Here is a 25,361-nt window from a genome sequence, read left to right on the forward strand (position 1 = left end):
GGGCCGCCGGGGGGGGGGGCGTCCCCCCCCGATTCGCATGCCCCGACTCACATCCCATGGATCCGTATCGTCAAGGGGCGCTATCGTCCAGGGGCGCTGAGAATCAGACCTGCCGGGCGGTTCGCGGATTGAGTTCACGGTATTCGCGGTAGACGAGAACGACGATTGCGGCATCGAGCGCGGTGATGACGGCCATGCCCACTGTGGGGCGGAGGACGAAGGCGTAGAGCTGGTAGCCGAGGAAGGCGATCAGGATCCCCAGCGCGTACGGATAGGCCCGGTGCCATTTGCGCAGGAGGCAGTAGACGAGAGCCACCTTCACGGCTCCGTGGGTGATGAGGAAGGCGATCAGGAAGCCGGCTCCCGTTGCGGCAAGCTCGGAATCCAGCCGGGCTACGTACTGCGCCAGGAAGCGCATGGCGGAGGAGTCGCCCTCCCCCGCCTCGCCCGCTACTCCCGCGAGCAGGGCGTGGACGAGGGCGGGTGACACCCACAACACGAGTCCGGCGGCGAGTTCGATCACGCCGTCGATGCCCTTGATGCCCACTCCGACGGAATAGAGGCGATCCGTGACCGTCCGAGAACGTCGGGACTCAGTGGGAGTCGAGGCCACCGGATACCTGCCTTCCCGCTGATCGAGCCGGTTCCTAGGCCGGAACACCCGCCAGGGCGAGGTCGCCTGCCACCGCACGGATGCCGCGGTTGACCGCGGAGACGACGGCCTTCAGCGAGGCGGTCGAGATATCGGCGTCGATGCCGACACCCCAGTAGCGCCGGCCGTTGACGTCGAGTTCGACGTAGGACGCAGCCAGGGCGTCTCCGCCGGCGGACATGGCGTGTTCGACGTAGTCGTAGAGCGTGATCGCGATGCCGCGCTCGGCCATGATTCCCAGGAACGCGGCGATCGGACCATTGCCGGCCCCCTCGACGCGCTCGACTCCGTCGTCGTCCCGGAGGTCGACCGTGAGGTCGACACGGCCGCCCAGATCGCTCGAGGTCCGCGTGGAGAACAGTTCGAACCGGCCCCACTTGTCGTCGGGCTGCCCACTGGAACTCGGCAGGTACTCGTCGTTGAAGATCTCCCAGATCTGCTCGCTCGTGACCTCGCCGCCCTCGGCATCCGTCTTGGACTGGACGACCCCGGAAAACTCGATCTGGAGCTTGCGGGGCAGGTCGAGGGAGTGGTCGGTCTTGAGCAGGTAAGCGACGCCGCCCTTGCCGGACTGCGAGTTGACCCGGATCACGGCTTCGTAGCTGCGACCGAGGTCCTTCGGGTCCACCGGCAGGTAGGGAACCGCCCACTGGAGTTCGTCGACGGATCGGCCCTGCGCCGCGGCATCCGCCGCCATGGCTTCAAAGCCCTTCTTGATGGCGTCCTGGTGCGACCCGCTGAAGGCGGTGAAGACGAGGTCTCCTGCCCAGGGACTGCGTTCGGGAACGGGCAGCTGGTTGCAGTATTCGGCGGTGCGCTTGACCTCGTCGATGTTGCCGAAGTCGATCTGCGGGTCGATGCCCTGGGTGAACAGGTTGATGCCGAGGGCGACGAGGTCGACGTTGCCGGTCCGTTCGCCGTTGCCGAAGAGGCAGCCTTCGATCCGGTCTGCGCCGGCGAGGTAGCCGAGCTCCGCCGCCGCGATCGCGGTGCCGCGGTCGTTGTGCGGGTGCAGGGAGATCAGGACGTTCTCACGCTGGTCGAGGTGCCGGGACATCCACTCGATCGAGTCGGCGTAGACGTTGGGACTGGCCATTTCGACGGTCGCAGGCAGGTTGATGATGACCTTCCGCTCCGGGGTCGGCTCGAGGACGGCGATGACCTGGTTGCAGACATCGACCGCGAATTCGAGTTCGGTGCCGGTGTAGCTCTCCGGGGAGTACTCGTAGTAGATCGTCGTGCCGGGGACGGTCGCTTCGAGAGCGCGGCAGGTGCGTGCGCCGAAGAGGGCGATGTCGATGATGCCCTGCTTGTCCTCGCGGAAGACGACCTCGCGCTGCAGCACGCTCGTGGAGTTGTAGAGGTGCACGATGGCCTGCTTGGCGCCGGCGATCGATTCGTAGGTGCGCCGGATCAGGTGTTCCCTCGCCTGGGTGAGCACCTGGATCGTGACGTCGTCCGGGATGGCATCCTCGTCGATGAGGCTGCGCACGAAATCGAAGTCGGTCTGGCTGGCCGACGGGAAGCCGACCTCGATCTCCTTGTAACCCATGCGCACGAGCATGTCGAACATGATGCGCTTGCGCTCAGGGCTCATCGGGTCGATCAGCGCCTGGTTGCCGTCACGCAGGTCGACGGCGCACCAGCGCGGTGCGACTTCGATGTGCTTCGAGGGCCAGGTGCGATCGGGCAGGTCGACCGCGAACTGCTCGTGGTACGGACGGTACTTGTGGATCGGCATCGTCGATGCGGACTGGTTGTTTCTCATGATCGTGATCTCCTCGCTGGGGTTGGGATAGCCAACAACAAACGCCGCGACGAGGGAGGCCTCAGATTAGGACTCGTCGCGGCAGCGAAGGAGGAGCTGACCGAACAACACAAGGGAATGCTAACACCGATTTCCGGCCGGCATCCTGAGAAGAGTCTGAAGCGGCGGTCGACGGATGCCGCGCTCCCGTCGCGGGCGCGGCATCCGTCGCAGGACCACCGGTCTCACCCGGCGGCGAGGGCCGCAATCGGCGCCAGTGACACCGCCCGACGAGCGGGCAGGATCGTCGCCCCGACGGTGAGCACGGCGGTACCGACCACGCAGAGGGTGACGAGGAGCCACGGAATCGACGGCGCCACCAGACCGGCATGGGTGACGGATCCGAACAGTGATTGTGCCGCCGCCCACCCGTATGCGACCCCGAGCACCAGGCCGAGGGTGACGGCCGCCACGGTCATCTGCACGCTTTCGGCGAGGATCATCGCGCGAACCTGCCTGCCGGTGAAACCGAGGGCCCTGAGCAGGCCGATCTCGCGAGAACGCTGCAGCACGCTCAGTGCCAGGTTGTTGATCATGCCGACTGCGGCGATCAGGGCGCTGAAGCCCACGAGCACTGAGATCACGGCGAGGCTGGTCGACACCGTCTCGGAGACGGCCGCACGCGTCACCGGGTCGTCCATCAGCGGCTGCATCATGGTTTCGAAGGTCGATCCCGCGACGGCGAACATGGTGATGAGCGTCACCCCGATGACCAGTCCGATAGTGGTGCGGGCACTGCGCTCCGGGTGTTGACTGGCGTTCGCGACAGCAAGCCGGGCCGGCGCGCTGCCGCCCAGGAACCGGCCGACCAGGCTCAACATGGGCGGCATGATCAGATGCGACCCGAGCACAAGGCCGGTGAACGAGAGCAGGCCGCCGGCAAGTCCCAGCAGCACGCCGTACTCCGTGACCTGCCCGGCCCAGACTCCCCCGGCGAGAAACAGTACGCCCGTGGCCATCAGCACGATCGCGAAGGCATTGCGGCCCGGGCGCCGAGCCGACTCTTCGAGCGTGCGCTCCTGTGCTGCACCGACAGCCTGCATCGGGCTCACGGTGAGGACCCGGCGAGACCCGACCCACGCTGCGCACCAGGTGGACAACACGACGATGACGACGGGCAAGGCGAGCAAGGGCTCGAGGAGACGGTAGCCGAGATCCGGGATCAGCCCGGCGCCGAAGGCAAGCCGGACACCGGCGAAACTCAGCAGGATGCCGGCGGCGGCGCCCAGCACGGCTCCGGCGAGCCCCACCTTCAGCCCGTCGAGGGCCACGGCGCGGCGCTGGTCACCCGCGCTCGACCCGATCAGGTGCATGAGCGCGATCGTGCGGGTCCGACCGGCGATGACGGTGGCCACCGTGTTGGTGGTCACGATCGCACTCACGTACACCGCAATCGTGATGAACAGGAATGCGACGATCGAGAGGGCTGCACGGACCGCTGCAATGCGGGACACGTCATTGCCACTCACGACGGTGGCGAGCACGCTCGTCGTTTCCAGGAGCAGCACCCCGAAGGCCGATGCGAGCGCCGCCACGACCAGGCTCGCACCACGGCCGGCGTGCCCGGTGGCGCTGGCGGTTTCGCTGCCGCTCATGCGCACTGCTCCATGCCGAGCATGATGCCGGAGATCTCTTCGGCGGTGGACCGTTCCCGGTCTTCGACGACCCTGCCGTCCGCGAGGAAGAGGATGCGATCGGCGAAGCTGGCCGCGATGGGGTCGTGGGTGACCATGGCGATGCTCTGGCCGTAGCCGGTGCTCGCCGCCTTGAGCAGGGTGAGCACTTCGCGCCCGCTCCGGGAGTCGAGGTTCCCGGTCGGCTCGTCGGCGAAGACCAGCTCGGGCCTGGTGGCCAGGGCCCGCGCGATGGCCACTCGCTGTTGCTGGCCACCGGACAGCTCGTGCGGACGGTGCCTGAGCCGGTCGCCGAGGCCGAGGGAGTCGGTGAGCTGATCGATCCAGTCCTTCTCCGCCGCATCCGGCCGCCGCCCGTCGAGCGCGAACGGCAGGGTGATGTTCCCCCGCACGTCCAGCGTCGGGACGAGGTTGAACGACTGGAAGATGAAGCCGATCCGGCGGCGGCGCAGGACCGTCAGTTCCGAGTCGCCCAGGCCGGTGATCTCGGTATCACCGAGCCAAACCCGACCGGAGCCTGCCTCGTCCAGTCCCGCCATGATGTGCATCAGGGTGGACTTGCCCGAGCCGCTCGGTCCCATGATCGCCGTGAACTGGCCACGACGGATGCCGATGGACACGTCGTCGAGCGCCGTTACCGAGGTGGTGGCTGATCCATAGGTTTTACAGAGGTTGGTGACTCTGGCCGCGAGGCCGAGTTCTGCAGATGTGATTTCCATGCTTCAACGCTAGGAATCGCTCCCCCCTCACCGCATCGGGCAGCAGAGGTATCCCGGATGCCGAGGGGATGACTACCGGCCGGACCGGGTCATCCGCTCGTTACTCCGTGAGGCCGTGCTGGAAGGCATACACGACGAGCTGAACCCGGTCGCGGAGGATGAGCTTGGAGAGGATACGGCTGATGTGCGTCTTGACGGTGGCCTCGCTGAGGAATTCACGCGCCGCGATCTCCGCGTTGCTGAGGCCCAGGGCAGCAAGGGCGAAGATGTCGCGTTCGCGGCTGGTCAGTGTGCCGAAGGCCTCGGGTTCCACCGGCTGCGCGGGGGCCGGCGCGTCGAAGTGGGCGAAGAGTTCGCGGGTCGCCGATGCTGCGATGACGGCGTTGCCCGCGTGCACGGTACGGATTGCGGCCAGCAGGAACTCGGGATCCGCATCCTTGAGCAGGAAGCCGCTCGCCCCGCCCCGGATAGCCCTGCTCGCGCTTTCGTCGAGTTCGAAGGTCGTGAGGACGACGATGCGCGGCGGCATCACGCCGGCAGCCTCGGCCGCGGCCAGAATGGCGACGGTCGCGTCGATCCCGTCCATCACGGGCATCCGGATGTCCATCAGGATCACGTCCGGACTGACTGCGGCCGCCATGGTGACGCCAGCGGCGCCGCTGCCCGCCTCGCCGACGAACTCGAGGTCGGCCTGCGAAGATACCAGCATCCGGATCCCGGCACGGAAGAGCGCCTGGTCGTCGACCAGGGCGACACGGATGCGCGGGGCGTCCGCCGCCGCGACCTCGCTCATGCACGCACGTCCGTGGCCTGGACCGGACGCACGACGGGCCCCGCCATGATGGCCGGCAGGTGTGCCGCGACGCGGAAGTACCCTTCGTCGGGCTCTGCGGTCAGCGAACCGCCGGCGAGGAGCGCCCGTTCCCGCATGCCGGGCAGGCCGTGGCCGATCTCCACCGCGTGCGTCTCCCCGACGCCGGCCACCCCTGGGGCCACGGTGGACGGCGCGATCCGGAGGGCATTGTTGATCGTCACCGCGACCCAGTCGGTGGTCCAGTCGAGTCGGAGAGCCACGGTCCGGCTGGTGTCACCGTGCCGGAGTGCGTTGGTGAGCGCCTCCTGCACGATCCGGTAGACGGCGAGCTGGGCGCCGGAGCCGAGCGTGGCCGGCGTGCCGGTCGTCGTCCAGTGGATGTCGAGTCCCGTGCCGCGCATCTGCTCGACGAGGCGGTCGAGGTCGGCGAGCACGGGTTGCGGTCCGCTGACCACGTCCTGCCGCAGCCGGGCGAGCAGGATCCGGACATCTCCGAGGGCCTCCCGTGCGGTTGTGGAAATGGTGATGAGCGCCTCGTCGACGGCGTCCGGGTTCTTCGCCCTCGAGTAGCGGGCGCCGTCGGCCTGGGCGATCACCACGGCAAGCGAGTGTGCGACGACGTCGTGCATGTCCCTGGCGATGCGGTTGCGCTCCTGTTCGACGACCACGGCACGCTGGGCCTGGCGCTGCTCCTCCTCGGCGCGGTACTGGGTGAATCTGCTGTCCCTTGCGGCCTGCCGGGAGCGCTTCAGCAGACCCAGGGTCCAGGAGAGGCCGAGAACGGCCAGGCTGACAAAGGTCAGCATCGCCGTCGACCAGACCAGGGCGCCGATGTCCCCCTGCGCGAGCACTGTTCCGAGGTGTCCCACGCCGCGTTGTGCGACCGCGAGGTAGACCCCGGCCACCAGCGCGCCGACGGCGACCGAGATCAGGCCGGCCCTGCGCGTGGCCGGTCCGGCATAGGCCGCCGTGACGTAGAGCACGGCCAGGACGGCCACGTCACCGCCGAGCACCGGCTCGCCCGCGAGCATCTGTCCGGTCGCGGCCAGCCAGGCGAGGGTGAGGGCCAGGGCCGGCGAGAACCGGCGCACCGCGAGCGCCGCAGCGAACCCGACCAGGACGAGGACGGTCGCGGGGCTGCCCGAGTCGACCAGGAGAAGGAGCAGGAAAAAGAGGCCGGCGATGACGATGTCGAGGGCGAGCGAACGACGGGGAATCACACGGATCCAGCGGTACCGTGCGACACGCGTGGACACTCCCGGCTCGACCATCCTCCCAGCCTACGACCCCGTGCCGGACCGCCAGGGGGCGCCGCAGGAACGTCATCCCTGAGTGAACCGGAAATCCTCCGAGCGATGTAGTCCCGGCAGGTCAGGTCAGGTCAGGTCAGGTCAGGCTCCTGGCGAAAGCAAGGGCTTCCCGCACGGAGAGAGCCGGCAGATACGCGCGTGCAAGTGCGAGCCCGATCGCAGGAAGGGCGACCGGGTCGGGGTAGGCCATGAAGAGCGGGTGGAATTCGGGCTGGAACTTCCGTTTGAAGGCGAGGAGCGAACGGAACCCGTAGACGGGCTCCAGGCTGCGCCCGAGGAAGTCGATGAACCGGGAGGCGAGGCTCGACGCCCGGTTGTCTCCGTCGCCCGCGCCGGTCTGGGCGAGCGGGGCCGCGGAGAGGCTCAGGAATTCGATTTCCGGCTGTTCGCTCATCTGCCGGGCGGTCTGCGCGATCAGGAATTCCATCACACCGTTCATGCTGTCCGGGCGCCGCCGCATGAAGTCGAGCGTCCAGCCGATCACCTTCCCGTCCCGGTAGCTCGGGAGCCAGCTCGTCACCGCGTGCACGACCTGGCCTTCGTCGATCGCCAGCATGAGCCGGACCGCCGGGTCACGGAGCTCGTCGAGTCCGCCGAGGGTGAAGCCCAGTTCGGGGAGTTCCTTCTCCTGCACCCAGAGCTCGGAAATCTCGGAGATCTGCACGTTCTCGAGCACGGGAAGCGCGCGGTACGTCGTCCATTCCGCGCGCACTCCGGCACGTTCCGCCCGGTTGATCGACGAGCGGATGTCCTGCCACTTCTTCCCGGTTGTGTCCCAGGTCCGGGGCCTCAGGATCGTCTCTTCGCCGATCCCCATGGTCTGCCAGCCCATCCGGGCGAAGGTCGCCTGCCAGCTGCCGTGCAGGCTGTAGAAGACCGGGACCCAGCCGTGGTCGTCGCACATGATGGCGAAGTCGGCGATCGCCCGCGCGGCGTCTTCGACGGGTCCGACCGGCTCCGTCGTGGTGATGGCGACGCCGGCCTCCACGCGATACGCGATCGCGGTCGATCCGGAAGCGTTGAACCACAGTGAGTTCCCCTCCCACGTGGTCATGTATGCGAGGGAGCCTCCACCGCCCCTGCTGAGGATGGCCCGCAGCCGGGCCGCGTCGTCGCTCCGGCCGCCGGCGACGGTGCTGCGCATGCACTGGATCGCCCCGATGATGACGATCGCCCAGAACACCGGTCCGACCCACTGGTAGAGCAAGGTCGACGCCCAGTCGGTCGGCAGGAAGGAGAGTCGTTCGAGTCGGAGGAATCCGACGGGAATGAACCGCTCCGGCACGTCGCTGACGAGGTCCACGAGGTTCACGGCGGGGGTGAACCGGTCGCTGAGCGCGAGTCCCCCGATGACGTACACGGCCGCGAGGCCGAAGAAGGAGACCACGGTCGTCACGAAGAAGCGGCGGAGCCTGCCCGGCCTGCTGCGCACGGGGAAGCGACGCAGGTTCACGATGATCAGCACGGCAGTTGCAAGCGGAACCAGCACCGACACGACGAGCACGACGGCGACCTCCCAGTACTGGAAGGAGCGCCAGTGCCAGACGTACGGCTGGCCGGAGATCGGCAGGAGGCCGTAGTACCAGGCGCCGAGAACGGCCATGCCGGTGTTCACGACGATCGCGAGCCAGGCCGCGAATCGTCTGCCCCGCAGGACTCCGAAGGCGGCGACAAGAAGGGTGAGGAGCGGCAGCAGCGAGACGAGCACCGGCCCCACGCCGGCGACCCTCTCGAGGGTTAGTTCGTGCACGCACTGCCGGGTGATATCGCCCAGGAGGCACCGGTCCACGACATCGGTGACGGAGGGCACGCCCTGGGTGAGCAGGAGTCCGAGCGGAGCGAGGAGGCCGAAGCGCGTTCCGGAGAAGATCGTGATGACCGGGCCGACGGCGAGGATGCCGAGCACGGACGCGAGGAGTGTCCGCGTCTCGCGGTGCGAACTGCGGCGCCAGGTCAGGTCGATCCGCCGGGGCCGGAAGACGGCCCCGAGCGCGAGACCGGCGAGGGCCCCGAGAAGGCGGTACACGTCTGAGGGCTGGCCGGAGTAGAGCACGAGCACGAGGGCAACCATCAGGGTGAATACGCGAATGCGTCGCCGCCAGAGCGGCCCTGCGAAGCTGCTCGCCGCCATGATCGTGCCGAAGATCGGCGTGAACGGGTCGAGCGCCCAGAGTTCGCTGACGCCCCGTGACCACATCTCTCCGCTCGCGACACCCGCGTCCTGGAGCAGGAGACCGATCCCGGTGCCGAGGATGGCCGTCGACAGGAAGGCGATGACCGTTCGGCCACTGCCGAGGAGATGCTCGGCATAGCCGAGGACCACGAGGGTCGCGAGGATCGCGAGCAGGAGTTCCGCGAGATTGTCCACGAGGAACACGCTCGTGATCGGCGACCACCAGTGCCCGCCGTCGATGACCGACTCGTATCCGGTCCCGAACCAGAGCCGGATCCACCGCGACGGCCCCTGGACGATGCCCGTCGAGAGTGCGAGGACGAGCAGGATGAGCGCGTAGCCGAGGGACACCGGCTGTGTCCTGAGCCGTCGCCAGACGACCCGGATGGTCACGGCGAGACCGGCTCCGGCCCGGGAGAGCCACCCGGTTTCGGCTGTTCCGCCGGCACCGTGGGAGCCTTCGGTGGACGTCGACATGGCGTTCACGGGGTCACCGCGAGTCCGGTGCGGGCCGCGATCAGCGGCAAAGCGGTCGTCCAGGCGAACTGCACGGTGTGCCAGTCGTGCGCGGTCCCTGGCGAGACGATCAGGTCCGTGCCTGCGCCGGCCGCGGTCGCCGCGGCGTCGAGGGTGTTCGCCCAGGCCAGGAAACGCGTGTCACCTGCCCCGACGGCGAAGATGATGTGCAGGTTGGAATAGGGGGCGTGCGCAGCGAGGATCGCGGCCGGCGCGGCGGCCGCGTAAGCGGTGGCACTGCCGGCGAACGCGGTCTGGATCGTGTGGGCGGCATCCCCGTTCCTGGGCACGAGCTCGCCTGAGATGTCGAGAATGGTGCCGAAGAGCTCCGGGTGCGCGGCGCCGAGCTGGATGGAACAGGTGCCGCCCTGGGAGAACCCCGCAATGGTCCACCCGGCGGGGCTTGCGGCGACCGAGAAGGTGGACCGGATCCATGCGGGCACGTCGACAGTGAGGTAACTGGCACTGTTGCCGAGCACGGAGTCGACGCACATGGGGTTGCGGTCCGCTGCCCCCAACTGGTCAGGGACGACGACGATGGGCGTCTGGCCGGCGTGGGCGGCGGCGTACGTGTCGAGGATCGCGTCGAGTTTCCCTGCGGTGAAGACGTCTGCCGGTGTTCCCGGCTGGCCGGAGAGCATCACGACGACGGGGAGCACGGGAGGATGTGCCGTGCGGGCGGCGGCCGGCAGGTACACGATGGCCGGGCGGGCGTCGAAGCCGGATACGGTTGCCGGAATCGTGACGGTGCCGATGCTGCCCGCGGTCTCCCCCACGCTGCTCGCCGTTGCGGCGGTCGCGCCCACGTCGAGTGCTCCGTAGAGCGGAACTCCGAGTGCCGCGCGCACCGTGGTGTACTGCCCGAAGTCGGCGTTGATGCCGGCCGCGGCGGCGAGGAGGCAGAGCGGAATCAGGGCGATCGCGACGCCCCGCCGCCAGCCACGGCCGGTCAGGCTGTTGATCGCGAGACCGATCCCGGCGAAGACGGCCACGACCCAGCCGCGGGTCACCATCGACAGCGACACACCGAACAGGTCCCAGACATCGCTCGTCAGCCAGGCGAGCACCCAGCCGAAGAGCGCCCCTGCTGAGAGACTCGCGGCGACACGGAAGAAGACGATTCCGCTGTACCGGCGGACGAGCACGAGGAGGACGGCGAGTCCGGCAAGAACGTAGAGGACCACGACGACGGGCCCAGCAACGATGCTGGTGTCAAGCAATGCGGCCATTTCGGTTTCCTCCCTCCCTACCCTCACACTCCGAGGGATGGCCTTCCCGCCAAATCGCGGGTTCTGAGCAATAGCTCAGGGAAGGATGCTGGCAGGCCTGCCCGTCCCCAGCAAAGGTTCAGGGCGACGAACCCCTAGAACCCGAGGCGACCGAGCTGCTTCGGGTCGCGCTGCCATTCCTTGGCGACCTTGACCCGGAGGGACAGGAAGACCCGCTTGCCGACGAGGGGTTCGATCTGCTTGCGCGCCCGCACCCCGACGTCCTTGAGCCGGCTGCCTGACTTGCCGATGATGATGCCTTTCTGGCTGTCCCGCTCGACGAAGAGGTTGGCGTAGACCTCGACGAGTTCCTGGTCGTCGCGTTCGATGATGTCGTCGATCGTCACGGCGATGGAGTGCGGCAGTTCGTCGGTGACGCCCTCGAGCGCCGCCTCACGGATGTACTCGGAGATGCGCGATTCGAGGCTTTCGTCCGTGACGGCATCCGCGGGGTAGAGCGGGGCGTCGGAGAGCGGCAGGAGGCGCAGGAGCTCGGCGGCGAGGATGTCGAGCTGGATGCGGCTCGTCGACGAGATCGGGACGATCGCTTCCCAGTCCCGGAGTGCGGACACCGCGAGCAGCTGGTTCGCGACGCTCGTCTTCGAGGAGAGGTCGATCTTGGTCACGATCGCGACCTTGCGGGCGCGCGGGAAGTTGTCGAGCTGCTCGTTGATGAAGCGGTCCCCCGGGCCGATCGGCTCGTTGGCGGGGATGCACAGGCCCACCACGTCGACACCGGCGAGGGTGGACTGGACGAGGCTGTTGAGTCGCTCGCCGAGCAGGGTCCGCGGCTTGTGGATGCCCGGCGTGTCGACGAGGATCAGCTGGCCGTCCTTCTGGTGCACGATCCCGCGGATGGCCCGCCGGGTCGTCTGCGGCTTCGACGAGGTGATGGCGACCTTCTCACCGACCAGGGCATTGGTGAGGGTCGACTTGCCGACGTTGGGTCGGCCGACGAACGACACGAACCCCGCCCGGAATTCATTTTCTGTGGTCATGGCCGTTTACTCCCTCATCGTCCGTCACTCCGAGGAATGCGGTCTGCACTTCGATCAGCGCTTCGTCTCGTTGGACCAGCACTGTGCTGATCCGTTTGCGGCGGCCCTCGGTGCGTTCCGCGGTGAGGACCAGCCCGCTCGTTCGTGCGACCGACCCGGCAACGGGCAGTCGTCCGAGGGCCTTGGCCAGCAGTCCGCCGACCGAATCGACCTCGTCGTCGTCGAGTTCGAGGTCGAACAGTTCGCCGAGTTCATCGACCGGGAGCCGGGCGCTGACCCGGAACCGGCCGTGGCCGAGGTCTTCGACCTCGACGACATCACGGTCGTACTCGTCGGAAATGTCGCCGACGAGTTCTTCGATCAGGTCTTCAAGCGTGACCAGGCCCGCTATGCCACCATACTCGTCGACGACCATCGCGAGGTGGTTAGACTCGAGCTGCATCTGCCGGAGGAGCTCGTCGGCCTTCTTCGACTCGGGGACGAACACGGCGGGCCGGGCGAGGTCGCCGACGGTGAGGCTCTCGATGTTCGGCGGTCGCTCGTAGACGAGCCGGGCGACGTCGCGGAGGTACACGATGCCCGTGACATCGTCGACTTCGCCGTCGATGACGGGCACTCGGGAGAAGCCCTTGCTCAGGAAGAGGCCCATCGCCTCGCCGAGGGAGGCATCGACCTCCATCGTCACCATGTCGGTGCGCGGGATCATGACCTCGCGGACGACGGTGTCGTTGAACTCGAAGATCGAGTGGATGAGTTCCCGGTCGTCCTCCTCGAGGACGTCGAGCTCGGTGGCCTCGTCGACCATGCTGAGCAGCTGGTCTTCCGAGGTGAAGGTCGCGAGCCGGGTGCGCCCCGGGGTGACCCGGTTGCCGAGGGCGACGAGGGCGTTCGCGATCGGCCCGAGCAGTACGCGCAGGAAGTGCACGAGCGGCGCGGTCCCGGCCAGCAACCCGTCCGGGTGCGCCCTGCCGACGCTGCGCGGACTCGCGCCCACGAGAACGAACGACACGGCCGTCATCAGGGCCGCGGACAGCACGAGGGCGAGCCAGAGCTGCTCGATCGTGGTGGCGAAGACGAGGGTCACGAGCACCGCGGAGGTCGTCTCTGCGATGATCCGCATGAAGCTGATCGCATTGAGGTGGGCGCCGGTGTCTGCGGAGATCGCGCGGAGGGACCGTTTCGCCCGGTGGGTCTCGGCGAGCTCGGCGATGTCGACGCGGGAGAGGGCGAGGATGGCGGAATCGACGGCGGCCATCAGGCCGCCGAAGGCGACCAGGACGATGGCCGCCACGAGAAACCACCCGATGCTCATCGCGCGCGGCGGCGTTCCTGCATGGCGAAGCCGATCAGGATGTCGCGCTGGATCCCGAACATTTCCTTCTCCTCGTCGGGCTCCGCGTGGTCGAAGCCGAGAAGGTGCAGGATCCCGTGCGCGGTCAGCAAGAGGAGCTCGTCAAGGGTCGAGTGCCCGGCCGTCTCGGCCTGGCCCTGGGCGACCTGCGGGCAGAGCACGATGTCACCGAGGAGGCCGGCCGGTGTTTCGGCGTCTTCTGTGCCCGGCCTGAGTTCGTCCATCGGGAAACTCAGGACATCGGTGGGCCCCGGTTCATCCATCCACTGCACGTGCAACTGCTCCATCGCGCCCTCGTCGACGAGGAGGATCGCGAGATCGGCGTCGGCGTGCACGTGCATGGTGTCGAGGGCGAAGGCCGCGAGGCGCTGGAGCGCGACCTCGTCGACCGGGATGTCGGATTCGTTGTTGATTTCAATGCTCATGAGGGTCTCCGTTTCGGAAAGCGGTCGCGGATGCCGCCGGGTCGTTCTGGGCCGCGCTTGACGAACTCGTGGGCCTGTTCGCTTTCGATGCGCTGCGCCTGCCTGAGTGCGTCGTATTCGGTCCACGCGTCGACGATCCTGCCGACGAGGGAATGGCGTACGACATCCGCGCTCGTCAGGCGCACGAAGCGGATGTCGTCGACCGTGTCGAGCACCCGGGTCACCAGGCGCAGCCCGCTCGTGCCTGCGGGCAGGTCGATCTGGGTGACGTCGCCGGTGACGACCATCTTCGACCCGAAGCCGAGCCGGGTGAGGAACATCTTCATCTGTTCCGGCGTGGTGTTCTGCGCCTCGTCGAGGACGACGAAGGAGTTGTTCAGGGTGCGGCCGCGCATGTAGGCGAGCGGGGCGACCTCGATCGTGCCGGCCGCGAGCAGTTTCGGCAGGAGTTCCGGCTCCATCATCTCGCCGAGCGCGTCGTAGAGCGGACGCAGGTAGGGGTCGATCTTGTCGGTCAGGGTGCCGGGCAGGAAGCCGAGGCGTTCCCCCGCTTCGACGGCCGGACGGGTGAGGATGATCCGGTCGACCTCCTTGCGCTGCAGGGCCTGGACAGCCTTCGCCATCGCGAGGTAGGTCTTGCCGGTTCCGGCGGGGCCGATCCCGAAAACGATCGTGTCGGTGTCGATGGCATCGACGTATTCCTTCTGGCCGATCGTCTTCGCGCGGATGCTCTTGCCCCGTGAGGTGAGGATCGGCGGCCCGAGGCGAACGGAGGGGCTCGAGGTGCTGTCCTCGCCGAGCATGCGGGCGCTCGACTCGACCTCGGCCGGCGCGAGGTCACGGCCCTCGCGGATCATCACGAGCAATTCTTCGATCAGACGGCGGGCGGCGGCGACCTGGCTCGGCTCACCGGAGAGCGTCATCTCGTTGCCGCGGACGTGCACGCTGACCGCGGGGTGTTCCTTCTCGATCGCGCCGAGCAGCCGGTCCTGCGCGCCGAGGAGGCGCACCATGGCGACCCCGTCGATGAGGATCCGGGTCTCGACCGTCGTTTCGGACGGGAGCGCACCGGAGGGCAGGGACGGCACGGACTTCTCTGACGGCTCAGACAGCTCAGACGGAACCAAGTGTTCCCTCCCCGAGCGAGCCGGTCGCCCCGTCCTCCGACGGTTTCAGGGCGAGCACGTGGGCGTGGACGTGGAACACGGTTTGTCCGGCGGCGGCGCCGGTATTGAAGACGAGGCGGAACTGGCCGTCGGAAAGCTCGGTGGCGACCCGCCCGGCGACGGCGACGAGCTCGGCAAGGAGTCCGGGGTCGCCGGCGGCGAGTTCGACGACGTTGCGGTACGCCTCCGTCTTGGTCGTGACGACGATGTGCACGGGGGCCTGCGGGTTGATGTCGACGAATGCGATGATGCGTTCGGTCTCGGCGACGATGGTCGCGGGGATGTCGCGCGCGACGATGCGGCTGAAGACGGAGGGTTCTGCGCCGGTTTCTGACATGGTCCTATCTTAACCTGCCGGGGGTCACCACCGGTCGAGGGCGGCGTTGAGCACGGCGAGGGCGGCGGGCCCGGCCGTCGACGTGCGCAGCACGGTGTCGCCGAGGCGCACCCGCACGGCCCCGGCGGCTTCGAGCATCTCGAGTTCCGAGGCGGCGATGCCACCCTCCGGACCGACGACGAGCACGATGTCCCGCGCCGCGGTTGCCTGGGAATCGGCCGCGTCGGCCGCGTCGTCAATCGACGGCAACCGGGTCAGCCGGATGTCGGCGGTGGGCTCGAGGAGCAGCATCCGCGTGCCCCGCGCCAGCACGGCGAGTTGTTTGGTGCTCGTGAGGTCTGCGACCTCGGGAAGCCAGGGCCGGATCGATTGCTTGGACGCCTCGCGTACGATGGCGCGCCAACGCTCCCGTCCCTTGGCGACCTTCTGGCCCTCCCAGCGCGTCACCGAGCGGGCGGCCGCCCACGGAACGACGCCGTCGACGCCGAGTTCGGTCGCGGCCTGCACCGCCATCTCGTCGCGGTCGCCCTTGGCGAGTGCCTGAACAAGGCGGATGCGCGGGCTCGGCCTCGCGATGTTCCGCGCGCTGTCGACCCGCAGGACCAGCCGTCCGGTCTCCGCTTCCTCGACGGTCGTCTCCAGGAGCAGGCCGGACCCGTTCCCGGCGAGCAGGTGCTCCCCCGGCCGGACCCGGCTCACGGTGACCGCGTGCCTGGCCTCGGCACCGGTGATGGTCGCGACGGCTCCGACGGGGCAGTCCTCCGCGCGGAGGGACTCGTCGATGAAGAAGTGCGCCATCCGGTTAGACGCGGAACCGGTCGCGGAGCTTCGCGAAGAGTCCCTGCTGCACCGCACTGAGCGCGGGAGCCGGGGACTTGTGCTTCGCGGCGAACTGTTCGATCAGTTCCCTCTCCTTGTGGTCGAGCTTGGTCGGCGTCACGACGTGGATCCCGACCTTGAGGTCGCCGCGGCCATTGCCGCGGAGGCGCGAGACTCCGCGGTCCTTGACCGTGATGACTTCGGAGCCCTGCACTCCGGCACGGATCTCGACGGTGATGTCGCCGTCGAGGGCCTTGACCGTCGTGGTCGTGCCGAGGATCGCATCCGTCATGGGCACGTCGAGGGTGCAGAGCAGGTCGTCACCGTCGCGGCTGAACACGTCGTGGTGGCGGACCTTCATTTCGAGGTACAGGTCGCCGTTGGGGCCGCCGGCAGGTCCGGCCTCTCCGCTCCCGGGCATCTGCAGGCGCAGGCCCGTGTCGACGCCGGCGGGGATGTCGACCGGAACAGTGCGGCGGGCGCGGACACGGCCCTGGCCCTGGCAGGTCACGCACGGGGTTGCGATGATCGTGCCGAAACCGCGGCAGGAGCCGCAGGGGCTCGAGGTCATCACATTGCCCAGCAGGGAGCGCACGGCGCGCTGGATGTTGCCGGTGCCGTGGCAGATGTCGCACGTGACAGGGGCGGTCCCCGGCTGGCAGCAGGTTCCGCTGCAGGTCGCGCAGACGATGGCCGTGTCGACCTCGAGGTCGCGGTGGGTTCCGAAAATGATCTCGTCGAGGTCGAGTTCGACCCTGATCAGGGCGTCCTGGCCGCGTTCGCGGCGAGACCTCGGTCCACGGCTGCCGCCGCCCCCTCCGAAGAAGGTCTCGAAGATGTCGCCGAAGTTGCCGAAGTTGCCGTCGAACCCGGCGTTTCCGCCCGTACGGCCGTTGCCGCCGTGGTCGTAGTTGTCGCGCTGCTTCGGGTCGCTCAGCACGTCGTAGGCGTGGGTGACGTGCTTGAACCGCTCAGACGCATCCGCGCCGGGGTTCACGTCGGGGTGGAGCTGGCGGGCGAGGCGACGGTACGCCTTCTTGATTTCGTCGGTGGAGGCATCGCGTGCGACGCCGAGTACTTCGTAATGGTCAGCCAAAGCTGGCTCTCCTAGGTCTGTTTTCGTAGGTGTGCGGCGTGGGGGCTGGTCGAGGGACTCGCCTATTCGAGCAGGCGGGACAGGTAGCGGGCGACGGCACGGACGGCCGCCATGTTGTTCGAGTAGTCCATCCGGGTGGGGCCCAGGACGCCGAGGCGGGCAAGGTCTCCACCCTGCGAGCTGTAGCCGCTGGTCAGCACGCTGGTCTCGGAGAGTCCGAATGGCGCGTTCTCCCTGCCGATACTCACCGACACCCCATGCTGGTCTGTCGCCATCTCGCCGAAGAGGCGCAGCAGGACGACCTGCTCCTCGATGGCCTCGAGCACCGGATAGATGCTCCCGGTGAAGTCTTCCTCCGTGCGCACGAGGTTCGCGGCGCCGGCCATCACCAGCCGCTCCTGCCGGTTCGCACCGACCTGGTCGCGAAGGGTGAGGGTGACCAGGGAGACAACGTCCGGTTGCTCGCCGGCCAGGTCGGCGGCATCCGTGAGCGCGATCGCTGCTGCGCTCATGCTGAGGCCGACCACGGCGGCGTTGAGGCGGGCGCGGAGGCGGACCAGCAGCTGCTCCTCGAGCGGCCGGGGCAGCTCGATCACGCGTTGCTCGACCCGGCCGGCATCCGTGATCAGCACGGACAGGAGCCGGGTCTCCGAGAGCGCCACGAGCTCGATGTGGCGCACCCTCGCACGAGACAGCGAGGGGTACTGCACGAGCGCGACCTGGTGGGTGAGCTGGGAGAGCAACCGGACGCTGCGGGCGAGAACCTCGTCGAGGTCTGCGGACTGCCCGAGGAACGTCTCGATGGCCTGGCGCTGCGCTGCGGAGAGCGGGCGCAGATCGGCGAGGTGATCGACGAAGAGCCGGTACCCCTTGTCGGTCGGGATCCGCCCTGAGGAGGTGTGCGGGGCGATGATGAGCTCCTCCTCCTCGAGGAGAGCCATGTCATTGCGAATGGTCGCCGCCGACACTCCGAAGGAATGCCGGTCAACGATGGTTTTTGACCCGACGGGCTCGCGCGAGGCGACGTAGTCTTGAACAATGACCCGCAGAACTTCGAGGCTGCGATCCGAAACCATGACTGAATCGCCTCCTTTCCGGGTGACTGGGTGCCGGCGACTTTGGCACTCACGGCGTTTGACTGCCAATCATATCGCGACACACGGGGACACCCCCATTGCTAGCGGATGATTGGGCGCAGTACCTTGAGTCTTGTAACGGTCCTCCATCCGCACGGAAAGGCACGATGATGAGCAATTCAACCGGTAACAACGGCGAAGATCCGAACCTGGGCCAGCGCCCCCCGCAGCAGCCATACCAGCCGGCAGCACCCACACCCGTTGCCGCTGCTCCCCTCACCGAGACCGAGGACCGCCAGTGGGCGTCCTTCGCGCACCTCGGCGGCATCATCGGCCCGCTCCCCTCCCTGATCATCTGGCTCGTGTTCAAGGATCGCGGTCGCTTCACCGCCCAGGAAGGCAAGGAAGCCCTGAACTTCCAGATCACGATCGCCATCCTCTACGTGATCGGCTCGATCCTCCCGTTCGTCGGTGCCCTGATCATCTTCGCCGCCTGGGTCGTGGCGATCATCTTCTCGATCCTCGGGTTCCTGAAGGCGAAGGACGGCCAGGCCTACCGCTACCCCTTCGCCCTGCGTCTCATCAAGTAGCGCGGCGACCGGCGGAACCTCACACCACCCGGAGTATCTCGCGGGACCAGCACAACCAGATAACGCGTACAAGGAGCCCGAATGTCCACACCACCCCCCGCCAATTCCTACCAGCCCGTTACGCCGATGAACCCGTCGGACGAACGCTTGTGGGCCACCCTGATCCACGTGGGCGGAATCCTCTTCGAGTTCGTGCCCGCGCTCATCGGTTACCTCGTGCTCAAGGACCGCGGCCCGTTCATCCGCGCGCACGCGGCGACGGCGCTCAACTTCCAGATCACCCTGGCCATCGCCTATGTGGTCAGCGGAGTGCTGACGCTGGCGCTGGTCGGGTTCCTGCTGCTGCCCGCCGTCTGGGTCTTGAGCGTCGTCTTCAGCATCATCGCGGCCCTCGCGGCCAACAAGGGCGAGTACTACACCTACCCGCTCACCATCAAGTTCGTCAGCTAGACCGCAGCACCTTAATCCGCGAGAAGCCGCCGTACGACGGCGTCCGCGAGAAGCCGTCCTCTCCTGGTCAGTTCGACCGTCCCGGAGAGGGCGGCTTTCGCGTTGACGAGTTCATCGGCGATGAGACCGGCGACCTCGCGGCGACCGAGCGGCGAGAGCGAGTCGATCCGGATGCCCTCCCGGATGCGGGTGAGCAGGAGGACCCGCTCCACCTCGCGGGTCGTGTCGTCGAGGGTCTCGCGCCCTGCGGCAGGTGAGTCCCCGGCGAGGATCCGGTCGGCGTATGCGGAGGGGTGCTTGACGTTCCACCACCGCACGCCGCCGACGTGGCTGTGCGCACCGGGTCCGACCCCCCACCAGTCCTGGCTGCGCCAGTATGCGAGGTTGTGCCTGGACCGGTGCGCGGCATCCGTCGCCCAGTTGCTGACCTCGTACCAGCCGTAGCCGGCCGCGTCGAGGAGTTCGTCGGCGAGTTCGTAGAACTCGGCCTGGGTGTCCTCGTCGACGGGGGCGAGTTCGCCTCGGCGGATCTGCCTTGCGAGCTTCGTGCCGTCCTCGACGATGAGCGAATACGCGCTGATGTGGTTCGGGGACAGGCCGATGGCCTGCTCGAGGCTCGCGCGCCAGTCGGCACGGGTCTCCCCCGGCGTGCCGTAGATGAGGTCGAGACTGACGTCGAGCCCGGCATCGCGGGCCCACCCGGTGACGAGCGGGATGCGCTCCGGGTCGTGGGTGCGCTCGAGGGTCGCGAGCACCCGGGGCACGGCGGACTGCATGCCGAAGGAGACCCTGGTGAAGCCTGCGGCGGCGAGAGTGTCGAGGTAGGCGGCGTCGACGGAGTCCGGGTTGGCTTCCGTGGTCACCTCGGCGCCGTCCGCGAGGCCCCAGGTGTCGCGGACGGAGTCGAGCATCCGGACCAGGTCCACAGCGGGCAGGAGTGTGGGGGTGCCGCCGCCGAAGAACACCGTCGCGGCTTCCCGGTCCGGAACCCCGGAGTCGCGGAGGATGCGCCCTGCGGACTCGACCTCGGCGACGGCCTGGCCCGCGTAGTCGTGCTGGGACGCTCCGCGCAGCTCGGTCGCGGTGTAGGTGTTGAAGTCGCAGTAGCCGCAGCGCACCCGGCAGAACGGCACATGCAGGTACACGCCGAAGTCGCGCTCGGATGCCCCGACGGCGGCGGATGCCGGGAGCAGGCCGTCGCGCGGTGCCGGATCGCCGAGGGGAAGGGCGCTGCCCATCGTCAGACCGCGCCGACCGGGTGCAGGGCGCGCAGGTAGCGGGCGGTGTACTTGGCCTGCTGCATGCGGACGATCGGCCAGGCGAGCCGGTAGTACCAGGTGCTCGGACGTGAGAAGGCCCGGATCGTCAGCCAGACGGAGTCATCGGCCTGTCGGTCGACGATGAACGCCTCCTCGCCGCTCGCGGGGTGGCCGTCAAGGGTGCCGTAGCCGAAACCGATGCGGTCCGTCTCGTCGATGACGTAGACGACACGTACGGGCGAGTCGACGGTGAACGGGCCCACTGCCACCGAGAGGCGCGCGGACATGCCGTTGACGATGTACGGGGTGCCGTCGTCGGCGAACGTCGCCTCGTCGACCGGGTGCTCCTGGTTCACCGAGGGGGTGCCGTCGGCGTTGAACACGATCCCGGAGTACTGGACGCCGGTGCTCTGCTGGAGGTCGGTGACGGTCATGCCACTGCCGAGCTGCACGCCCCAGGTCATCAGGAGCGCGGCAGCGGTCCGGAACCGCTCTTCACCGCTGCCGAGGCGAACGGTGCGTTCGAGCGGCCGGTAACCGCGCGGCGGGTACCGGAGCAGATCGGGGGCGAGGGTGCCGCCGATCGCCGCATAGGTCACGGCCGCGTCGGTGAAGGTGGAACGCCGCATCCGCCTACTTCTTCTCTTTCTTGGCCGGCTCGTCCCCCGAGAGCGCGGCGATGAAGGCCTCCTGCGGCACCTCGACGCGGCCGACCATCTTCATGCGCTTCTTGCCCTCTTTCTGCTTCTCGAGCAGCTTGCGCTTGCGGGAGATGTCGCCGCCGTAGCACTTGGCGAGGACGTCCTTGCGGATGGCGCTGATCGATTCGCGGGCAATGATGCGGGCTCCGATCGCGGCCTGGATCGGAACGTCGAACTGCTGCCGTGGGATGAGTTTCCGCAGCCGCCCGGTCATCAGCACGCCGTAGTCGTATGCCTTGTCGCGGTGCACGATGGCGCTGAACGCGTCCACCTGCTCGCCCTGCAGCAGGATGTCGACCTTGACCAGGTCTGCCTCCTGCGAGCCGATCGGTTCGTAGTCGAGCGAGGCGTACCCGGCGGTCTTGCTCTTCAGCTGGTCGAAGAAGTCGAAGACGATCTCGCCGAGCGGCATCGTGTAGCGGATCTCGACCCGGTCCTCACCGAGGTATTCCATGCCGAGCAGGGTGCCGCGGCGGCCCTGGCAGAGTTCCATGATGACGCCGACGTAATCCTTGGGCGCGAGGATCGCGGCCTTGACGATCGGTTCCTCGACCTTGGCGATCTTGCCGTCAGGGAACTCGCTCGGGTTCGTCACGGTGACGGACTTCTTGTCGTCGGTCGAGACCTCGTAGATCACGCTCGGGGCCGTCGTGATCAGGTCGAGGTTGAACTCGCGGTCGAGGCGCTCGGTGATGATCTCGAGGTGCAGCAGCCCGAGGAACCCGCAGCGGAACCCGAAGCCGAGGGCGACGGATGTCTCCGGCTCGTAGACGAGGGACGCGTCGGAGAGCTTGAGCTTGTCGAGTGCTTCACGGAGAGCGGGGTAGTCGCTGCCGTCGATCGGGTAGAGGCCGGAGAACACCATCGGCTTGGGCTCCGTGTAGCCGGGGAGGGCGACGGTTGCCGGGCGCAGCGCGGTCGTGACGGTGTCGCCGACCTTGGACTGGCGGACGTCCTTCACACCGGTGATCAGGTAGCCGACCTCGCCGACGCCGAGACCCTTGCTCGGGGTCGGTTCGGGGCTTGTCACGCCGATCTCGAGGATCTCGTGCGTCGCCCGGGTGGACATCATCTGGATCTTCTCGCGCGGGCTGAGCTTGCCGTCGATCATACGGACGTAGGTGACGACGCCGCGGTAGCTGTCGTAGACCGAGTCGAAGATCATCGCGCGGTCGAGCAGTTCGGCGACGCCGATTCCGGTCTTGCCGGAAACGCGCAGCACGTCCTCCGGCTTGCCGCCGATGAGGCTCGCGAGTTCCTTCGCGTACTTGTCTGGATCTGCGGCGGGCAGGTCGATCTTGTTGAGCACCGGGATGATCGTGAGGTCGTTCTCGAGGGCCAGGTAGAGGTTCGCGAGGGTCTGGGCTTCGATGCCCTGGGCCGCGTCGACGAGCAGGATGGCGCCCTCGCAGGCCGCGAGGCTCCGGGAGACCTCGTAGGTGAAGTCGACGTGACCGGGGGTGTCGATCATGTTGAGCGCGTAGGCCTGGCCGTCGAGTTCCCAGGGCATCCGCACGGCCTGGCTCTTGATCGTGATGCCGCGTTCGCGTTCGATGTCCATGCGGTCGAGGTACTGGGCCCGCATCAGGCGGTCGTCGACGACGCCGGTGATCTGCAGCATCCGGTCGGCGAGGGTGGACTTGCCGTGGTCGATGTGCGCGATGATGCAGAAGTTACGGATGAATGCCGGCGGTGTTGCGGCCGGCAGGAACGCCGTGAGGGGTCTGGGTGACATGATCCGGTAATTCTCCCATAGCTCAGGCCCGCCGCCGATTTCGCCGTCTCCGCTGCGGCAGATCGAACGCGGTTCGGCCGGGGAGACCGAGTAGCCGACCCGATTATCGGCCGGACCGATTAACTGGTATCGTTGCCTGTTGGCTTGCGTGTTGGGTCCCACCCCACCACGATTTTGCCGTACGGCGCCCTCTACCGCCACGCGGCCCATCCGAACAAGAACCTAACGAAAGCGTATAAACGTGGCAAATATCAAGTCGCAGATCAAGCGAATTGGCACCAACAAGAAGGCCCAGGAGCGCAACAAGGCGGTCAAGAGCGAGTTCAAGACCGCTGTTCGCGCTGCGCGCCTCGCTGTCACCTCCGGCGACAAGGACAAGGCTGTCGCCAGCCTCGCGATTGCGTCGAAGAAGCTCGACAAGGCCGTCAGCAAGGGTGTCATCCACCGCAACCAGGCCGCAAACAAGAAGTCGGCGCTCGCCAAGTCCGTCGGCGCGCTCGTCTAGTCTCTGCACCACCCAAAAAGCCCTCCGCCTCAGGCCCACCTCGGCAAGAGGTGCTGACGCTGGGGTGACAAGAATTTAGTCCGGGATCCCGGACGACAAGTGAATATTACAGAGCGGGACCGGCGAGCTGAATGAGGCTCGCCGGTCCCGCTCTTCTTCATCTCGGTCTAGCAAATCGGCGCGCTGTCATAGGATCTGCTCAGCGTCGGGAATAGTAGGCATGAGGGCTGGGCTCATCGACGTTGCGGTGCGTCTTTGTGCGCGGAACGATGCGGCCCGGACGAGAAGTACCTGGAGCAGGTCTTGGCTCGCGGTCGTTGAACGAGATCTGAGAGAGAGCTCCAGTATCGCCGCTTTAGCCGCATCGATGTGCTGCTGCTGTCCGGGCAACCTGCAATCGTCCCTTAGAAAGGTTGCACCCGAAGGACGTCCGTAGCGACTGCTCCGTGGTGCGCCTATCTGCTAGTGAAAGCGAGGGCCGGCTAGATAGCCGGGCCGCATTCCCTGACCATCGGAAGCAGCCTAGGCCGCGCGGCGGGACGCAATGACCTTCGCCGCGACAAGACTCACGGTTCCTGCGTCATAGTCAATCTCTACAAGATTCTTCACGTCCGCAAAGCTCAAGGCATACATCATCTGGGAAGGAGCCACGCTGTGAGCTGATGCCGCAGATTCCAACAGGGTTTCAATAGGGAGATTTGGGGTGTTCTTCACAAGTTCCGCGAGAGTCTTTGCTCGTTCACGCAATATGTTTGTCTGCTCACTGAAGCTGAGTTCCCTTAGCAACGTCGACATTGTGTTCCTCCCAGGCGAAGCGTGGTGATACCAACAACCCCTAATTTCAGGGTACGAGCATGGACCTACTGAAAATAACGTCGGCCACCGCGTTTTAATTCCGGCGGCCGGATCGAGTTTCCCGGCTGCCGAGGTTCTTGATACGTCCGACTGTTCGACTGGAGCACTACGCTCGAAATTCAATTGGAGCCATTCAGCCGTATATTCCCGCGGGCGTTTGCGGACAGGTCTTATTTATCTCAGCCCAACCGTCACCTGAAGGTGTTACTCCAAGGTAAGGAGTCCAGGCCCCACTCGTGGCGTAATTGTCCTCGAATGACTGAAGACTGGGAGGTTCCGGGATCGAGTATCCCGCCTTTTCCAAACACGGCTTAAGCGTGTTCACATCGTAGTCATAGAGATAGTCCAGCTGAGACTTGTTGAATGGCTTGTTGAATTTGGGGTCAAGCGGATACTCGATATCACATACGTAGCGAGCCAACATTATGGCTTCTTCTTGGCCAGCGCTCGTTTGCGTTGACACCCCGCCAGCATCGACCGTTGAAGGAAATCCCTGTTCAGTCAAACACTTTGCGTTCACGGCCGGCATGTCATCCAGAGTCACATAGCGAACCCTCACGACACTTGGGTCTGGCTTCTTGGCGTCTGGAAATTGTGAAACGATGTCTGTCCAACTTTGCGCCAAGCTCGCGGCATTGAGGCTGTCACGTTCGGCATCCTGCATCGCGGCGATCGTCGGGCCCGGTACTACCGGGGCTACCACCGCGCACCCCGACAGTAGCAATAACGCCCCCACCGACAGTGCACCGATGACAATTTGTCTATTCCACCGATTTAGGGTCACAAGTCTTCCCACCCATTCTTGTACATCGCCCTTGCAATACGCCTGATCGTAGTACCATTTTGGAGCGGCGACTGCGATGCTACGGCAGCAGCTATAGTCGCAAATCTGTCTATAGGATTCGGTCCCGTGTCCTTGTGGCAATTCGTGTCTACTGTTCTCACGCCGTCTCAAGTCATTAATTTCAATCCTCCTTCACCTATGTGTGCGGCAATCCCGTGGCTCCCGCAGAGAAATTTCGTGCGTGGGGGTCTGTCAAGTTTTCGGTGTAACTGGGTTTGATTTTTAGTTGTCGCGGATGGAGAGTCGGCCGTTGAAGGTGAT

24 protein-coding genes are annotated in these 25,361 nt (G+C 66.7%); 3 read left to right on the forward strand and 21 right to left on the reverse strand.

Annotation, left to right across the window (positions count from 1 at the left end; translation table 11 throughout):
* Window positions 1–103 precede the first annotated feature (103 nt).
* The 16 genes from QN357_RS07505 to hrcA all read right to left on the reverse strand — a co-directional run bounded on the left by QN357_RS07505 (window position 104) and on the right by hrcA (window position 18,161).
* Window positions 104–613 carry a DUF2127 domain-containing protein gene (locus QN357_RS07505; protein WP_323504719.1) on the reverse strand — a complete coding sequence of 170 codons (510 nt, stop codon included), beginning with the start codon at window positions 611–613 and terminating at the stop codon, window positions 104–106.
* A gap of 34 nt (window positions 614–647) precedes the next feature.
* On the reverse strand, window positions 648–2,420 hold the full coding sequence (gene leuA / locus QN357_RS07510) for a 2-isopropylmalate synthase (RefSeq protein ID WP_134446044.1): 1,773 nt from the start codon (window positions 2,418–2,420) through the stop codon (window positions 648–650).
* Window positions 2,421–2,644: 224 nt separating this feature from the next.
* Window positions 2,645–4,054, reverse strand: coding sequence for an ABC transporter permease (locus QN357_RS07515; RefSeq protein ID WP_322135906.1), 1,410 nt, complete (start codon window positions 4,052–4,054; stop codon window positions 2,645–2,647).
* Entirely contained in the window at window positions 4,051–4,812 is a 762-nt protein-coding gene (locus QN357_RS07520; protein WP_134446046.1) for an ABC transporter ATP-binding protein, read from the reverse strand. Before QN357_RS07520 ends, QN357_RS07515 begins: the two co-directional genes overlap by 4 nt.
* Window positions 4,813–4,912: 100 nt before the next feature.
* Window positions 4,913–5,605: a response regulator gene (locus tag QN357_RS07525; RefSeq protein ID WP_134446047.1), complete on the reverse strand. Its 693-nt coding sequence runs from the start codon at window positions 5,603–5,605 to the stop codon at window positions 4,913–4,915.
* The gene (locus QN357_RS07530) at window positions 5,602–6,897 is read right to left on the reverse strand and encodes a sensor histidine kinase (protein ID WP_322135907.1); all 1,296 of its coding nucleotides are present in this window, start codon (window positions 6,895–6,897) and stop codon (window positions 5,602–5,604) included. Before QN357_RS07530 ends, QN357_RS07525 begins: the two co-directional genes overlap by 4 nt.
* A 115-nt stretch (window positions 6,898–7,012) precedes the next feature.
* Complete coding sequence (locus QN357_RS07535) at window positions 7,013–9,586, reverse strand: bifunctional lysylphosphatidylglycerol flippase/synthetase MprF (protein ID WP_134446049.1); 2,574 nt, start codon at window positions 9,584–9,586, stop codon at window positions 7,013–7,015.
* Between the two features lie 5 nt (window positions 9,587–9,591).
* Complete coding sequence (locus QN357_RS07540) at window positions 9,592–10,854, reverse strand: alpha/beta hydrolase (protein ID WP_134446050.1); 1,263 nt, start codon at window positions 10,852–10,854, stop codon at window positions 9,592–9,594.
* A 134-nt stretch (window positions 10,855–10,988) separates the two neighbouring features.
* Window positions 10,989–11,891 carry a GTPase Era gene (gene era, locus QN357_RS07545; protein WP_134446051.1) on the reverse strand — a complete coding sequence of 301 codons (903 nt, stop codon included), beginning with the start codon at window positions 11,889–11,891 and terminating at the stop codon, window positions 10,989–10,991.
* Complete coding sequence (locus tag QN357_RS07550; protein WP_322135909.1) at window positions 11,875–13,203, reverse strand: hemolysin family protein; 1,329 nt, start codon at window positions 13,201–13,203, stop codon at window positions 11,875–11,877. Before QN357_RS07550 ends, era begins: the two co-directional genes overlap by 17 nt.
* Window positions 13,200–13,667 carry an rRNA maturation RNase YbeY gene (ybeY, locus tag QN357_RS07555; RefSeq protein ID WP_134446053.1) on the reverse strand — a complete coding sequence of 156 codons (468 nt, stop codon included), beginning with the start codon at window positions 13,665–13,667 and terminating at the stop codon, window positions 13,200–13,202. Before ybeY ends, QN357_RS07550 begins: the two co-directional genes overlap by 4 nt.
* On the reverse strand, window positions 13,664–14,680 hold the full coding sequence (locus tag QN357_RS07560; protein WP_134446126.1) for a PhoH family protein: 1,017 nt from the start codon (window positions 14,678–14,680) through the stop codon (window positions 13,664–13,666). The genes ybeY and QN357_RS07560 overlap by 4 nt, the downstream gene beginning before the upstream one ends.
* 100 nt (window positions 14,681–14,780) lie before the next feature.
* The gene (locus QN357_RS07565) at window positions 14,781–15,170 is read right to left on the reverse strand and encodes an HIT domain-containing protein (protein ID WP_134558466.1); all 390 of its coding nucleotides are present in this window, start codon (window positions 15,168–15,170) and stop codon (window positions 14,781–14,783) included.
* A 24-nt stretch (window positions 15,171–15,194) separates the two neighbouring features.
* Window positions 15,195–15,968: a 16S rRNA (uracil(1498)-N(3))-methyltransferase gene (locus tag QN357_RS07570; RefSeq protein ID WP_322135910.1), complete on the reverse strand. Its 774-nt coding sequence runs from the start codon at window positions 15,966–15,968 to the stop codon at window positions 15,195–15,197.
* Between the two features lie 4 nt (window positions 15,969–15,972).
* Complete coding sequence (dnaJ, locus tag QN357_RS07575) at window positions 15,973–17,085, reverse strand: molecular chaperone DnaJ (protein ID WP_134561406.1); 1,113 nt, start codon at window positions 17,083–17,085, stop codon at window positions 15,973–15,975.
* A 62-nt stretch (window positions 17,086–17,147) separates the two neighbouring features.
* Window positions 17,148–18,161 (reverse strand): heat-inducible transcriptional repressor HrcA, encoded by a 1,014-nt coding sequence (gene hrcA, locus QN357_RS07580; protein ID WP_134446057.1) that lies wholly within the window; start codon window positions 18,159–18,161, stop codon window positions 17,148–17,150.
* A gap of 170 nt (window positions 18,162–18,331) precedes the next feature.
* Between hrcA and QN357_RS07585 the strand changes: the two genes are divergently transcribed.
* Both QN357_RS07585 and QN357_RS07590 read left to right on the forward strand, forming a co-directional pair.
* On the forward strand, window positions 18,332–18,751 hold the full coding sequence (locus tag QN357_RS07585) for a DUF4870 domain-containing protein (RefSeq protein WP_241975264.1): 420 nt from the start codon (window positions 18,332–18,334) through the stop codon (window positions 18,749–18,751).
* Window positions 18,752–18,832: 81 nt separating this feature from the next.
* Window positions 18,833–19,201, forward strand: a complete 369-nt coding sequence (locus QN357_RS07590; protein WP_241975265.1) for a DUF4870 domain-containing protein — start codon at window positions 18,833–18,835, stop codon at window positions 19,199–19,201.
* Between the two features lie 11 nt (window positions 19,202–19,212).
* On the opposite strand, the gene hemW is transcribed toward QN357_RS07590, so the two are convergent.
* The 3 genes from hemW to lepA are packed head-to-tail and all read right to left on the reverse strand — an operon-like array spanning window position 19,213 to window position 22,896.
* Window positions 19,213–20,439 carry a radical SAM family heme chaperone HemW gene (gene hemW / locus QN357_RS07595; protein WP_134446059.1) on the reverse strand — a complete coding sequence of 409 codons (1,227 nt, stop codon included), beginning with the start codon at window positions 20,437–20,439 and terminating at the stop codon, window positions 19,213–19,215.
* Between the two features lie 2 nt (window positions 20,440–20,441).
* Complete coding sequence (locus QN357_RS07600; RefSeq protein WP_134446060.1) at window positions 20,442–21,089, reverse strand: DUF1990 family protein; 648 nt, start codon at window positions 21,087–21,089, stop codon at window positions 20,442–20,444.
* A 4-nt stretch (window positions 21,090–21,093) separates the two neighbouring features.
* Window positions 21,094–22,896, reverse strand: a complete 1,803-nt coding sequence (gene lepA, locus QN357_RS07605) for a translation elongation factor 4 (RefSeq protein ID WP_323504720.1) — start codon at window positions 22,894–22,896, stop codon at window positions 21,094–21,096.
* 241 nt (window positions 22,897–23,137) lie between these two features.
* Between lepA and rpsT the strand changes: the two genes are divergently transcribed.
* On the forward strand, window positions 23,138–23,401 hold the full coding sequence (gene rpsT / locus QN357_RS07610; protein ID WP_134446062.1) for a 30S ribosomal protein S20: 264 nt from the start codon (window positions 23,138–23,140) through the stop codon (window positions 23,399–23,401).
* A 522-nt stretch (window positions 23,402–23,923) separates the two neighbouring features.
* Here rpsT and QN357_RS07615 read toward each other — a convergent pair.
* Both QN357_RS07615 and QN357_RS07620 read right to left on the reverse strand, forming a co-directional pair.
* Window positions 23,924–24,196, reverse strand: coding sequence for a hypothetical protein (locus tag QN357_RS07615; RefSeq protein WP_322140792.1), 273 nt, complete (start codon window positions 24,194–24,196; stop codon window positions 23,924–23,926).
* A 193-nt stretch (window positions 24,197–24,389) separates the two neighbouring features.
* Entirely contained in the window at window positions 24,390–24,920 is a 531-nt protein-coding gene (locus QN357_RS07620) for a hypothetical protein (protein WP_322135915.1), read from the reverse strand.
* Window positions 24,921–25,361 lie beyond the last annotated feature (441 nt).

The sequence above is a fragment of the Cryobacterium sp. RTC2.1 genome, from assembly GCF_035018685.1.
GTDB lineage: Bacteria > Actinomycetota > Actinomycetes > Actinomycetales > Microbacteriaceae > Cryobacterium > Cryobacterium glucosi.